The sequence below is a fragment of the Pirellula sp. SH-Sr6A genome, assembly GCF_001610875.1.
Classification (GTDB): domain Bacteria; phylum Planctomycetota; class Planctomycetia; order Pirellulales; family Pirellulaceae; genus JBKCUI01.
The window spans coordinates 67,980-82,277 of record NZ_CP011272.1 but is presented as its reverse complement, the minus strand read 5'-3'; the positions used below and the strand labels follow the sequence as shown (position 1 = coordinate 82,277).

General features: G+C 53.7%; 5 protein-coding genes. 3 read left to right on the top strand and 2 right to left on the bottom strand.

Going from position 1 to position 14,298, the window contains the following annotated elements:
• Nucleotides 1-229 precede the first annotated feature (229 nt).
• A complete protein-coding gene (locus VN12_RS00305) occupies nucleotides 230-3,784 on the top strand; it encodes a hypothetical protein (RefSeq protein WP_146674953.1) in 3,555 nt (1,184 codons plus the stop codon).
• A 68-nt stretch (nucleotides 3,785-3,852) separates the two neighbouring features.
• On the top strand, nucleotides 3,853-10,443 hold the full coding sequence (locus VN12_RS00300) for a hypothetical protein (protein ID WP_146674952.1): 6,591 nt from the start codon (nucleotides 3,853-3,855) through the stop codon (nucleotides 10,441-10,443).
• Here the strand turns inward: VN12_RS00300 and tilS are convergent.
• Together tilS and VN12_RS00290 are read right to left on the bottom strand one after the other, a co-directional pair.
• Nucleotides 10,430-11,527, bottom strand: coding sequence for a tRNA lysidine(34) synthetase TilS (gene tilS, locus VN12_RS00295; protein ID WP_168164107.1), 1,098 nt, complete (start codon nucleotides 11,525-11,527; stop codon nucleotides 10,430-10,432). The two genes, VN12_RS00300 and tilS, sit on opposite strands and share 14 nt — an antisense overlap.
• On the bottom strand, nucleotides 11,517-12,797 hold the full coding sequence (locus tag VN12_RS00290) for a Gfo/Idh/MocA family protein (RefSeq protein ID WP_146674950.1): 1,281 nt from the start codon (nucleotides 12,795-12,797) through the stop codon (nucleotides 11,517-11,519). Before VN12_RS00290 ends, tilS begins: the two co-directional genes overlap by 11 nt.
• A gap of 273 nt (nucleotides 12,798-13,070) precedes the next feature.
• On the opposite strand from VN12_RS00290, the gene VN12_RS00285 reads away from it, so the two are divergent.
• The gene (locus VN12_RS00285; RefSeq protein ID WP_146674949.1) at nucleotides 13,071-14,279 is read left to right on the top strand and encodes a sialidase family protein; all 1,209 of its coding nucleotides are present in this window, start codon (nucleotides 13,071-13,073) and stop codon (nucleotides 14,277-14,279) included.
• The last annotated feature ends 19 nt before the right edge of the window (nucleotides 14,280-14,298 follow it).

The following is a 14,298-nucleotide window of genomic DNA, read 5'->3' as shown; positions in this document are numbered from 1 at the left end:
GCCACGTTCAACTGACCTTGCTGATTGCGTAGAATAGGACGTCTATGTCCCAGTGGAATTCGAGCTCCTCACCAAGGCAGATATTGTGCTTCAACAATCGTCAACGGATCGCAGAGCTAGGCCGCGACCCTTGACGGCCTTCTTCCGCTGTGTGTTGATGCTACTGTGTGGCCTCCTGGGGGTCTGGCTCCTGCACGCGACAAATCTCTCGGCGCAGGAACCGGAGCTCATGCCGATGCCACCGGCCGACGATCTGCTCCAAAGCGTACCCGAAGGATTGCGTCCCGACCTTGTTCTACTCAAGAACGAAAAAGGAGAATCGATCCTCGTTCCGAAGGTCCGATTCGAGGAGTTCGAGCGGTTCCTCAAGGCATCCAACGATGCCTCCGCCGATAGTCAGGCCATTCTGGAAATGCTCAATCTCGATCTGCAGATCGAAGAGAATGTTGCGAGGATCCGCGGAACAGCGAAGGCGAGGTTGAACTCCCCAAATCGAAAATGGGGAAGTGTGCCACTCGCCCTAGGCGCCATTCAACTGCTCCCACCCGAAGACAATTCTCCATTCGCGATCGGTCTGGCTTCGGTGGCGACCGGCTACCAGTGGAGGCTAGAGCCTTCGGAGATTCTGGAACGTTCGCTCTCCTTTCAAGCCGTCGCGAAGGTGCAGACAACCGTTCAGTCAAGCCAAGTCCGATTGGATCTTCCTACCGCGACGACGGTGGTCGATCTGCATCTTCCTGAAGGGGAATGGGATCTCAACGTCACCGGTGCTGGATCGGAAGTTGTCGAACCGATTCCCGGGGCAGCTCCCTTTACCCATTACCGAATCCGAGCCTCGGGCGGCTCCATCGACTTGATATGGACTCGGCGCGCCGCTTCCGACAACGTCCAAGCGACCGAGGCAATCAGCGTGACCAAATTCACGCAATCTTCAGGGAATCCAAAATTTGATGCCAGCTCGCGCATCACCATTCGCGGCCCAAAGAGGCTTGGTGGAAGACAATTCTTGATCCAACTTCCCAAGGGAGGAGTCGCCAGGGAGTCATCGGGTGAGGTGCCACCCGTCGCTGGATACCGCTTGAACTCCCTCGGCACCGGCGAAGATGGCGCACCATCATTCAATTTGATGATCGACGAGTCGGTCTCTCGCTTCGAGCTGGAGTTTCCTCTCGATTGGACTTGGGAATCCCCCAAGGTGGAATCGGACAATCTGTTCTCCATACCATTGGTAGCTGGAGTGGAGCGGCACGGAGGAAATGTCGAGTTGGTCTTACCCCGATCGAGAACGTTATTGTGGGATTCCCAGTCGGGGGTGGAATTCAACAAGCGCACAGTTGCACCGGAGTCCAACGACCTCATTCAGCACTCATTCCGCGTGTTGGATCAAGCCACTTCGCTTCGATGTCGATTGCTCGAGCCACAAATCACCCCTTCGATTCGTATGGACTATCGGGTTTGGCTCTTTCCCGATCGATGGCAATTGACGGGAACGCTCGAATTCCGAGATGACCCGCGTGGTTTTCCATTTCTTCAGTTAGAGAGCAAAGGCTGGGACGTCGAACGTGTTACCGTCGCGTCGACCGGGCGGGAGTTAGCCTTTACCGACGCCGACGCTGCAGCGGGGAACAATACAATTATCCCGTTGAGCCTAAGCGATTGGGCGGAATCCAGTGAAGGAGCGACGGGAACCGTGACGGCGACGACGTCCACCGAAGGTTCTCCCACTCGGCGCATTCAACTGAGGATGTCCTACAAAATCAGTTCACCGACGACCGCGGAAGGGGCATCGAATGAATCCTCTCCACTGGGATTCGACTTGCCGGTACTCACTTGGCTAAACGAATCGAGTCAGCAGCGTTCGACGTGGAGTCCCTCGGGGAGTCTCTCGCTTTTTTCATCGCTCGCAAGCCTTGCGCCAACGAATGTTCAGGCGGAGGGAAGTCGTTGGTCACTGACCACTGTCACGGCGCCGACATTGGAACAGGCACTGCGAGATGCCAGGATGATCAATCCGAGGGAAGGCATTCCTCGATTTTCCCTCGGATTGCAGCTGCGCGGCGATAAAGCCTCGACCCGTTGCGACTTCTTATCGATCCCGCTCGAGCCATTCATCGAGGGTACCAGTACGCTGCGCGCGACCGCATTGGAGAGCTCATGGAAAGTGGAGCAAGATTGGTTGTTACAGATCCGTGGTACCTTTCCAGACCATTTGCTTCTCGCGGTTCCAAAAGCTTGGATCGCAGATTCCGAGTCGTCTAACTTTGCTTCTGCAATCGACCTCAATGTCAATGGCGTCGCTATAACGAAAATCGAGCGTCTTTCCGTGGACGAAGCTCGCATGTGGGGGGATAGATACCCGAGTTTGAAGGATCATGTGGAATGGACCCGCATTGAAATTCCCCAGCAAGTTTACTTAACAGCGACGGGGGACTTTACTTGGCTGATAACCTTAGGAGCGCTCCGTCCACCTCCTCGGAATGCCGATGAGGCCGATTCGTTGAAGCAACTCTTTGCTCACCTAGACACTTCGAATCTAAAAGCCCCTATTCGTTATGGGAATCCCGTCGGATTGCTTCAGAGCCGCCCGAGCACCCGCGTGTTGCTCAACACCACCGTGTTAAATCGTTCCCAAACAGAGATTCGCATCGGTGAAGATCTGTGGACGCAAACCAAGATAACATTTCCGCTCGACGCCCCTTGCCTCGACGTGACGTTGGTGCCCGAGCAAAATCAGATCGCGCATTCGGTGAACGTCGATCGCGTGTGGATACAAACCATTACGAAACCTGGAACCAATCGCCACCGCTATGTTGTTAAGTTCAGAAGCTCACAACCGACGGTCGAAATCCAACTCGATGCATCCCTCTCCGAAGATATCGAGGCGGTACTGAATCATGCCCCCTGCGAGCTCTCTCTCCTATCGTCCGGACAAAACTCGTATCGAATCGATTTAAGCAACGCCCCGAGGCTACCCAGTGATGCTGGAGAACCATCGGGGGCCGATAGTGAGAACGCCTATGTCTTAGAACTCTTCTCGTGGCCCGCGAATCCGTCGTCCTGGTGGAAGAGGATTGAGATGCCACAGGTTCGGATCTTGAATAGCAATCTCGAACGGGCTCCGTGTGTTTGGCAACTCGTCACGCCCTCTTCCGAGCATCTGATTTCGACCTCAGATTCACTCCTGCCCGATTATCAATGGAGTTGGAATCAAGTCTGGATGGCGAGACAGGACACTCGATCACAAAGCGATCTAGAGAAGGAAATAGGGGCTTCGGTGCAACCCGATGTTGGGCAACAGGTCAATCAATACTCTCTTATTTCCTTGGACACGAAGGAAGCTGTCCATGCGACGTTCATACCTCGATTCCTCTTGTGGACCCCGCTCGCGCTGCTCACCTTGACATTAAGTTCGTTGCTCCTGAGGAATGGGTGGAATAGAAAAGCGATTGTTTTGATCGTCGCGATCCCTCTCTTGGCAGGTTTGATTTCATGGTCGCTAGACATAACGATCTTGGTGACTCAATCGATGGTGGTGTCATGTGCAATACTGTTGATTTACGCCTTCGTCGAATGGCTTCTCGATCGCAACGCCAGAAAGAAAAGTGTTTTTGCAGGTCGAGGAACATTCGCGGGTTCGGTGTCGGGATCACGCATGGACTCGCGCAGTGAGTCGCCTTCCGGTAGTGCTTCCAAGTCAGTTCTCACCACCATCGCTCCTGGTGCTGAGGTGATTGCAGGAGGTCCGGTGGCGGGGGAGATGGGCTCGCACGGGAGCCGGCAATGAGCTCTGTGCGAATTCAAAATCACATCTTCGCTAGGCCACTCGCCCGGCGGACGCCATGGTACTGTCTTGTGTTGCTTTTCGTATTGTGCGGATTGCAGCGCACAGGCTTTTCCCAAGAGAAGGAGTCTAACAAGAAGAGCGAGCTTCCTTACCGTCGCGTTTTTCTCCCTCTGGAGGATCTAAATCAACTGGATGGTTTGGACCTTCAATACACAACCCGGTCGTTGGACGAGCTCTCCGAGTTGTTAAAACCTTTTCAGTCCTCGGACCCCCAAGCGGCCAATCCACAGCGTCCGCCCGAACTACTCGATGCCATCTATTCCGCTCGACTGGTAGGTCCGGATTTGGTGTCCACTCGATCGATGATTCGAGTCTCGCGCGGGTCCATGCTTTCCGAACGTTTGCGACTTGCCCCGTGGGGGTTTGCCCTCACACCTGGGTCCGATCGTGCAGTATCTCCAGCTTCCTCTGACCCGAGAGTGGCTCCAAGTAACAGGCGATTAGAACCGCAGTGGGGATTCGACGAAGCAGGTACGCCCCTTTTAAAACTCCACAGCGATTCGCTCGCGGCAGCCAGCAAGCCGATTGATTTTCCATTTAGTTGGACGCTGCGGGGAGAAACACTGCCCACGTCGTCTCTTCGTTACGAGACGGCTATCCCGCGTTGTACCAATAGCTGTCTTCTCTTGACCTTGCCTCCGAACACTCAAGTCGTTCGGGCGAATGTTCCAGCACGACTCATCCTGAACGCCAATGAAATTGATGCGCGTTTGAGTCGGGTGCCCGCTGAAGTTCGCCCTGGTTTTGAACGGACCAGTTTGGATACAGCTTCCAATTCGCTTTGGCTTATCGAGTTGGGAGGAGTAGAGAATGTTTCGTTTGAAGTGGTGACTCCGGGTTTCGGAAACGAGATCGGGAAAAACGGGGGAGCGAAAGGGTCGTCCTTCGAGCATCTTGTGCTTGAGCAATTGAATGAGTATCGATTCAGCGATCAGTTTCTCGACTGCCGAGCAACAATGGAGCTTCAATGGGATGTACCCACCCTCGATAAAATGCTTCGGTTCAAGCTGGAATCTCCGGGCAAGGTCCGACGCGTTTCTGCAGCAGGAAAGGAATTGGACTGGAGTCAAGATGGAGAATGGATCCAAGTAACTGGGAGTGCGTTGAGCAATTTGACACCTCCGAGGGCTGGACGACTACAAGTGATCGTGGAATGGTCCTACCGCGCAGAGCCGTGGCTCTATGTCCCGCATCCTACTAATGATTCAGTTCGTTCCAGCGATACGATTCGAAACGCCTTGCCATTGCCTGCGCTAGCCCTCGACAAAGCGTTCGTTTTCCGCGGGGAAAGCCAAGTGGTTTTGGGCAACCATCATAAATTGGCATCGATCAGTGCGCCCGGCAGCCAATTCCTTGAATCGACAGCACCCAACATGCTCCGTTTTCAATGGTGGGACCAACCGTGCACGATTCAAATGGTGATGACATCGAATCCACGGGCGCCAACGCTGCGCGTTTTGAACAAGATCATGGGGTCGGAAGGGAGTGTCGCATTCTGGGGACGAGTTGTCCCAACCAATGAGCCTGCCAAGCGGTTGTTCGCCCAGGATTTGGTTCTGGAGCTTGAAACGGGGTGGGGCATTCTAGATGTTCTCGAGTCCGAAACCAAACGAACGATCCCTTGGGAAGTCGTATCGAAACCGGATTCACCGAGGGTATCTATCCGATTAACCCAAGAAAACTTGGCCGGAGTATCGGGCGCCGTGGATATTCAACTCGATCCACAGGAATCGCTCGCGGGAGAAACAAGATCCTTTCGCGCTCTCTCGGAGTCGACGCGTGGGTGGATACGTGTCGCGGGGAGTTCGGTGGAACATTGGCTAGTGGCGGAAAACATACCGAACTATCTGACTCTATCCAACCTCCAGCATCTCTCATCGGTACCTCTCGATTCCCTTTCTTCGGTGGAACGGTCCTTCATCACTTCGTCGGAGAAATCTGCCATTTGGCGTTGGAATGACAACAGGCTGGTGATCCAAGAGAGGCGATCCGAACGTCCGACGAAAGTAAGGATACGCACGAAGGTTGATCAAATCGACAACCATAGACTCCAGGTAAAGCATCGATTGGACTGGGAACCTGTGAGTCGAAAGCAAAAGGTTCCTATTCGTATCCCAAAGCAACAGCAACCCTGGATCGTGGGACGAGTAACCACTCCTTCGCTCGGAAACAAGATCTCCGAAGAATGGCTCGATGTTCTGCCAGTGGATGCCACAAACGAGTCGTTCTCGATTCGGCTTGGGCCCGAACTTCCCTCGCTGGTGGTCTTGATCGAGAATCAAATTCCGATGGCGGAAGTCAATACCGCGATTCCTTTGCCACAGTTCGATTCCGCCGTCCAAGTCCAACATACGGTCGAACTTTCTGACGGACTAGTAACCGTCGAAGGTATGGGGGACAGGGACGCTTGGCAACTGGACGCGCAGGGACAACTGCAAGGCGAGAGGCTCGATTACCGAATCCCCTTGACCGTCCGACGCTCGACGAACTCAGGCTCGTACGCGACCCCTGCGGCGAAGTTAGTGACGCACTATCTCACGGACTCCGATGGCATGAGACGGTTGGTCGCCCATCTTTCCTTGCCTCCGGTTGGTTTCACCGATTACGAAGTTGCAATCGGACCGGAGTGGAAAATCGATTTTGCATCGATTCGGTGGCTTACGGATGCTAACGATCTCTGGGTCCAACCCGATCAAACCAAGGGCACCATTCGGATTCGATCCGGACAGATTCAAACGGATGTCACAACACCCCCCCACGCAACGCGGTTGTACACCGAAGTGCTTGAATTCACCGCGGATTCCATCGACCGTTCCCCCTTTCCCTTGACTTGGTTCCAAAGATGGGATGGTACGTCCCTCGCTGCACCGGAAATTTTGCTCAATGGATCGAGTCTCCCCAGCCTGGCCCATTTCTGGATGCCCCTCCATAGTTCGCTCGCGATTCGAAGCGACGATGCGGACGAAGATGCCTTGTTCTGGGAACCGGATTCCGGTTTTCGATGGTGGAAAGAATCGATCGCATTTCTCTCTGGAAAAGACTCAAAAGCAGCCTCCTCCAAGAATTTGAGTCCGGCGTTGCCATCACTTGATTCCGATGTGGCACTGCGGTTTTCCGACTGGACGCACGTCGATTCGGTCCGCAGCATGGACAGTCCAGCGACGATCGTCGTGGTAGATGGGCGATTGCATCGCGCCGTGCGAGGCTTTGCAATGCTCCTTTTTATCCTTCTGCCTGTTGTCCTACGCGGAAAAGCTGCTTGGGTGCAAGCACTTGTGTTGTGTATTGCCGCTGGTGCAGCGATCGGTTTCGCAGCCATGCAATGGCAAGGAGTGAAATTGATCGAGACGATAGTCAGCGGACTTTTTATAGGATTAGTTACCTCTGCGATCCTCGCTTCTTTGCAGAAAAAACGAACCAAGCCCATTCATGCCAGTCGGACCCCCAACTCCAATTGGGAGGGCTCCAACGCCAGCCGCGAAATCGAAGCCGTGTCAGCGATGCGAGTTCTGTTGGCCTGCTGTTTGTCAGTTCCCTTGTCTAGTAGTGGGCTAGGGCAATCGATTGACGTTTCCGCACCTGGAGCAAATGCCGATATTCTCTTTCCACTTGATAGCAACGGCGAAGTGTTGCGAGATTCGATTTATGTACCGAATCAACTTTTGTCGGCTCTGAAGGGCACCCCTGCTACGGATTACCTCATTTACTCGTCGCGGTTCCAATGGAAAGTCAATTTTCGCAATCGACCTACTGCGATTCCTGATCAAATCACGATGGTATACGATCTGTGGATCGGCAAAGCTGGTGTGCCGATCCAGTTTCCCGTAGCGACGTCCCAGGCGTCGTTGATTCGCATCACGGTCGATGATCAAGACGTGCTGCGTTATCAACATAAACCCGAAGGGATTGAGTGGGTTCCCGAGAGGGCAGGGAGGCGTATTGTGCAATTGACACTAAGTCCTAAATGGGTGACACAAGACCCCCCCGCAAGTCTTTCAGGCCGAGGCGATGAGGCGACGACCCAAGCCTTTGAATTGGGATTACTTCCTTGCCCGAATGCATTTGTAGAAGTCGAATCGCTTGACCCAGCGATTCAAATCGATGTCGAGTCGGTGGGAGGAATTACCAACCCTTCTCCGGGACGCTATCTGGTCGCCTTGGGGAATAAGACCTCGCTACGCGGATCGACTCGCTTTCAGATCGCGAACAACCTGACGGTTCCTTCGCCATCGAATGCCTTGACTCCTCCGTCACTCAACATCGAGTTGTTCCTTCAGAATTCGAACATTCGCGCCAAAACCGTTTTGCGCATCCCCGAGGGATCGAATTGGGAGCGGACTTTTGAGATGGAGGCAGATGATCCTTGGCAACCCATCGGCAACCGATGGGGAGGAGTCACGTTAGTGGATACAAAGCCGGCCAGCACCTTTTCTCGGCGTCGATACGTGTTCGAAGTGGACCGCGAATTGTTATCACAATCGCAATTTGATATTCCCATACTGTGGGGGCTGCGAGACAAATCCCTTTTAGCTTTAAACGTATTGTTTGCGGAGTGTGTTGATCGACGCGTACGACCGAGCACGCTGCGCTACGCTCGATTTCCCGGCTCGGAGTGGAATTTGGAACAGGTTAGTACGTGGATCCCTGCCATCAACGAACGAGAACGTTTGGATTGGCCCGAACTTCAAAACAGTTCCAACCCGCGCGCCTCGTCTCTTCGATTCCCCGCGAGCGGCGGTTTCGGCGCATTGAAGAGAGTTTCGGCGGTTCCCACAATGCAGGCCCGCGTCTCAACGCGGTGGACACTCCTCCCTGAATCTCAATCGATCAATGTCCGCATCGATACGTTGGGAACGACCAATTCAGATAGCTTGGAACTCGTTTTGCCACGCGGTTTCATCGTGACGGATGCATCCCACCGAAACCGACTTGGAAACCTGCACGTCGTACAAAACTTGGAGAACTCTCAGGGGCCCCAGAGTCCTAACCGAGTGCAATTGTTCGCGGAGCGTCAATTAACAGAAAACTACGAGATTGAACTTCGCGCGGAAAAGCGAAACTCGGAGTCGGAAGTGGAGGTGCCGTGGGTGACAAGCCCCGTCTTAACCATTGCGGAACAATCTCAATCGATCGACATCGCAGCAAGTGAACTCTGTTCCATTCAAATCACTTCGCAGGATGGTTCTGTTCGTAGTTATATCGGCAAAGGAGCGAGCAATCCGATCGCCATGCTCGCCCAGTCCGATCGCATTCAATGGAAAATTCGGCGACCTCTTCAAGTATCGGATGTTCGATGGGAAATCGAGCCCAGTGGTGCGGGCGATCGCATCGATGTCATCGTCAGGGGTCGAAACAATGTCTCGCAAGAAACCCGGTCGAAACTGACCATCGAGCTGCCGACGGGTGCCTACGAGAGCGTTCGATGCGATCGTCCGATTGCACAGATCCCCAGTCCTATCAGCGACTTTAGTTGGTGGCAAATCGATATGAACACAGCGGAGGCGACAGAACAATCCGTCGATTGGTCGCTTCAGCTCACTCTCTCCGAGAAACAACTCGAAGCTCTGGTCGCGAGTTCCGATCGATTTCGAGTCATCGATCAGCCATCGATCGCATTCCCGACGGCGATGGTCAAGGATTGGCTGGCACAACACCAGTTGAGCAAGGCGGATCTCCAACGTTCGACATCAGGAACCAACGAGGAAAGGAATCGACCCATCGAATTCGTCTCTGTTTGGCAGAGCCCGTCCCAAACCGGTGGTCCTTCCCTCACGCGAGTAGATTATTGGATTTCAGGAACCGAAAATTCCCGGACCTATGTGCTCCTTCCAGGTGTTAAAGTCTTCGATGTCCGAGTGAATGGCGAATTGGCTTCCTGGGAACAACAAGACGACACGATCACTCTTCAAATTCCACGGCTCCCTTTGGGTATCCCTGCATATATTGCATTTCGTGTGGCAACCGACGGATCAGATCGGGAATCCATCCCGGTTGCTCCAAAACACCGCGAAGCACCCGAGTTGATTTCGGGTGACGATCGCTTACCTCGGACGCTTGAGTTGTTGCAAGGGTCTTTGGAATGGATTCCCTCGACAATCGAAGAGGGGAGCTTCGCACATCGTTGGTTGCTAGATGTGATTCGAGCGGCGATCGAGCCATACGGAGTCTTCGAGACGGATCGCTCCCCTAGCATCTATGATGCTTCGTCTCTCGATGCTCTAGAAGAGTTTTTGGTAGTCTTAAACAACCGTTGGCCGCAGCTCCGATGGACTTTACTCGAGATTATCCCAGCAATTCCAAACGACGGCAGGAGCGAAACGGACCGTAGCTCCTTGGGGAACGAATCCATTGCGATGGCTTATTGGATTGGCTCGGCACTATTGATTGTTTCGATCTTTCTCCTCGGCTGGATATGGCGAAGTGCTCCCGATAAATTGTTGGGTTGGCTCGCAGGCATAACGTGGATTGCGACAGGTCTCTGGCTCTTGGCGGGTGCTCTCCTCCTGGCTAGTTTGGTGACTCTCTTAGATAACATTCTGATTCGCAGATCGTCGCCGATTCCTAAGCGGGCTTCGAAGGGGCGTATTACGCATCTGTAGTTTGTTCGAAGGTGATAACGCCCTTTCGAACTTTCGCGACGATCTTGCCTGGCAACTCGATCCGTTTTGGGTGGGGCGTCTGAGATGCAACCGCAAAGAATTGTTGCAAACGTTGCCAGTGTTTGCGTGTCCAGGGGCGGAGCGACCAATGCTGGGTATGCCAGATGGCCAGGACAATTTCGCGAGTGACGTTCCAATCCGCCTGCTGAAAAATCGAAAGAGGGAGGGATATATCCTTTGTTGGCAAAGCGCGATTCCAGTGCTCCGCCAAAATGCGATTCGCCTCAAGTTCGCTTGATTGGGTCTGGTTTGTCATCGAATCGATGACCTGGAGTACGTGCTTTCTCCATCCCTGCCCATAAAGCGAATCCAGGATCGGGAGCAGTTCGTTCCGCAATCGATTACGTTGGTAGATTCCGAGCCGATTGCTGGAGTCCTCTCGAAATGGAATTCCCTGATCTGCAAGCCATGCTTCCAACTCGGATTTCGAAATAGAAAGCATGGGTCGAATGATCTCCAGCGGCCGACCATCGGTCGTGGGAACCGATCGCCGCAAGGGGATTCCAGAAAGCCCTCGAGGGCCTGAACCGCGAAAAAGGCGAAGAAAAAACGTTTCGAGATTATCGTCTCGATGGTGGCCCAGCGCAATCCAGCGAGCGTCAAAAGCCATAGCAGCCTCTACATAGTGCTTGAATCGAATCCTTCGCAATGTTTCCTCGCTCGACGAGGAGAGTTCGGAGGGGTCGATTCGGACCGATAGGCATTCGATTCCTCGTTCCAAACAAGTATCGATCACGAAGGCTTCGTCTTGGTCGCTCTCGTCCCCTCGCAATCCATGATTGCAATGAAGAACTTTGACCCGATCGAAATCCTCGGCATGTCGGAGTATCAATTCGAGCAAAGCCATGCTGTCCGAGCCACCGCTGACCCCGACGAGGACGGTCTTCCTCGTCCACTCTGTCAGGGGCCAACGGCATTCGAACTCCCTCATCAACAGCGCGGTACGGGCATCGAGTTGCGACGATTCGGAAGGGATGGAACCCAAGTCGGACGGATTATCGCTACCGGTGTCCTCACGAGACAATCCACTTCTCCCATTGCGGATCGTACTCTCGGCGCCAGTATTCATTAGGCAATGCACCGTCGGACCATTTCCCGTTTTTCGCGTTTGTTTTTACCACTTCCCCTGCGCGCTGTGCGATATTGCCAAGGTGGCAAAGGAGGGTACTTTGGTGGCCGCTCAGAATTGGCTGTGCGAGCATCTTAGGATCGTTGGCACGGATCGCATCGATGAAGTTTTTCAGATGCTCTTCTTGTCCCCACGCTTTCTTTCCTCCCGACTCTACCAACTTATTCTTCGCATCGTAGATCGAGTAGACGCCATCGCCGTCGATCTCCATATAGCCTTCCGTTCCATAAAAGGAAACGAGCGAGCCAGGAGGATGCTGAGTGCATGAAAGCCCCTGGTAGGTGATTTGCTTTCCTCCTTCGAATTCCCAAGCTACCTGTTGGGTATCGGGCGTCTCTTGGTCATCTTGGTAGCAGTAACGGCCGCCGCTGGAAACGGTTCGAATTGGGTAATCGACTTGCAATCCCCATCGACAGACATCGAGACCGTGAACGCCATTATTGCCGAGTTCTCCATTCCCCCAATGCCAGAACCAGTGCCAATTGTAATGCACCACATTCGAGCGATAGGGCCGCTTCGGTGCAGGTCCTTGCCAAAGATCGTACGCCAGTGTGTCAGGGGGTGTTTCGTCTTTACCCGATCCGATCGACCCTCGCAATCGATTGAAGAAGCAGCGGGACAAATAGACTTTTCCGATAACCCCTGCATGAAGCTTCGCAATTGCTTCTTGGTATCCAGGACCGCTACGTCGCTGCGTCCCGACTTGTACACATCGATTCGCTTTCGCTGCTGCAGCGACCATCCATTCCCCCTCCTGGGGGTTATGGCAGGCAGGTTTTTCGACGTAAACATGCTTACCTGCATTGCAACCCATAATGGTCGCCGGGCCGTGCCAGTGGTTGGGAGCAGCACAGATAAGTGCGTCCACTTCTTTATCGTCGAGAATCTTGCGGAAGTCGGCGATGGCCTCGGTTTTCTGTCCCGCATCGGTGGCCACCTTTGCCGCCCCTGCGAGCCGACCGGAATCCGGATCGCAAACATACTTCACCCGAACATTAGACATCTTTAGGAAATCTCGGAGCAAGTCGCGGCCACGAGAACAACCCATGATACCGATGACGGTCGGCTTGTCGTCCAATGCTGCTGCTCCTGTTCCGGCAGCCTGGGCGATTCCAACTGCGGCCAGCCCGGCTGAGCTATTGGCGAGAAAAGATCTGCGTTGCATGGTGGTGTAAAACCTCAATTCAGGTGGGGGGAAGCAGGGTGGTTCAGCGTCGAAACGATGACCGACCCATCTTGGATACTCGGATCGCGGGTCCTCATTATAAACAAAAACCGATCCACTTCGGAAAAGACCTAAAAGATCGTCCCGCCACCTATGGATTCCTACCTTGAGCCAAAAGGAATTGCTAGATTGGTGCAGCTATTTTCAGCCGCTCTGCGATGACAGGGACTGAAAATATTCCGACCTCCCCAAATCCACTCCCACACATGGATCATGAAGCATTCCCATCTCTTTTTCGCGTTGTGCCTCGTCGCAACCGTTGCAATCTCAACACCCGAATGCTGCTGCGCAGAAGAACAAAGAGCGGAGCTCGTCTTTCCTCTCAATGCGCAACACAACCATGCACCTGGGATCGTCGAATTGCCCAACGGGGAGTTGCTTGTATCCTGGTATCGGGGTTCCGGGGAGAGGAAGGCCGATGACGTTAGGGTGCTTGGGAGTCGAAAGAAGCCAGACGAAGACAAATGGTCGGAGCCCTTCTTGATGGTCGACACTCCCGACCTACCCGATTGCAATACTTGCATGATGGTGGATCCGAATGGCCAACTGTTTTTGTTTTGGCCGGTGATCCTCGCCAACACATGGGAATCCTGCTTGACGCAAGTCGCCGTATCCTCGGATTATTCCGGTTCCGGTTCTCCTCGTTGGAAACGGCGAGAGACCATGTTTTTAAAACCCATGGACTTTGGCCCCGAAGTTCTTGGGAAACTGGATGCATTTCTCCAGAACAACCGAATTCAACTGGATGCCAAGCAACAGGCTGGAGTCGATTTGGTGAAGGCGAGATTAAGCGACAAGCTTTATCAACGCTTGGGTTGGCAACCGCGCTGCAAACCGACCGTGCTCCGCTCCGGACGCATACTTCTGCCCCTTTATACCGATACCTTTTCGATATCCCTGATGGCGATCAGCGATGATGGCGGACAAACTTGGCGAGCTAGCGGACCACTGATTGGATATGGCAACATACAACCGGCCGTCCTGGAACGAAGGGATGGATCTTTGGTCGCCTACATGCGGGAGAATGGATTCACTGGCAAAATCCGCATCTGCGAATCGCGTGACCAAGGGGAAACGTGGACCGATGCATTCTCCTCGGACCTCCCAAATCCCGGATCCGGTCTCGATGTGGTTCGATTGCAAAATGGGCATTGGGTCCTCATTTACAACGATACACTCGAGGGCCGACATCGTTTGGCTGTTTCCATTTCCGAGGATGAGGGAAAGAGCTGGCGATGGACCAAGCATCTCGAAGATTTGCCTGGCAACTCGTTCCACTACCCCGCGATCATCCAAGGGAAAGACGGAACGATTCACGCGGTCTACAGCTACTTTGTTCCAGAAGGAAAGAGCATGAAGTACGTGGCCTTTGACGAGAATTGGGTTACAAGCCAACCTTCGACTGTCCAACCCATACCATAATCGAATCCCGTTCCTTCCT

Excerpts from the sequence above, each read along its gene's own strand:
- VN12_RS00305 (WP_146674953.1), top strand. The coding sequence starts at position 230 with ATGCCGATGCCACCGGCCGACGATCTGCTCCAAAGCGTACCCGAAGGA.
- VN12_RS00290 (WP_146674950.1), bottom strand. The coding sequence starts at position 12,797 with ATGCAACGCAGATCTTTTCTCGCCAATAGCTCAGCCGGGCTGGCCGCA.
- VN12_RS00285 (WP_146674949.1), top strand. The coding sequence starts at position 13,071 with ATGAAGCATTCCCATCTCTTTTTCGCGTTGTGCCTCGTCGCAACCGTT.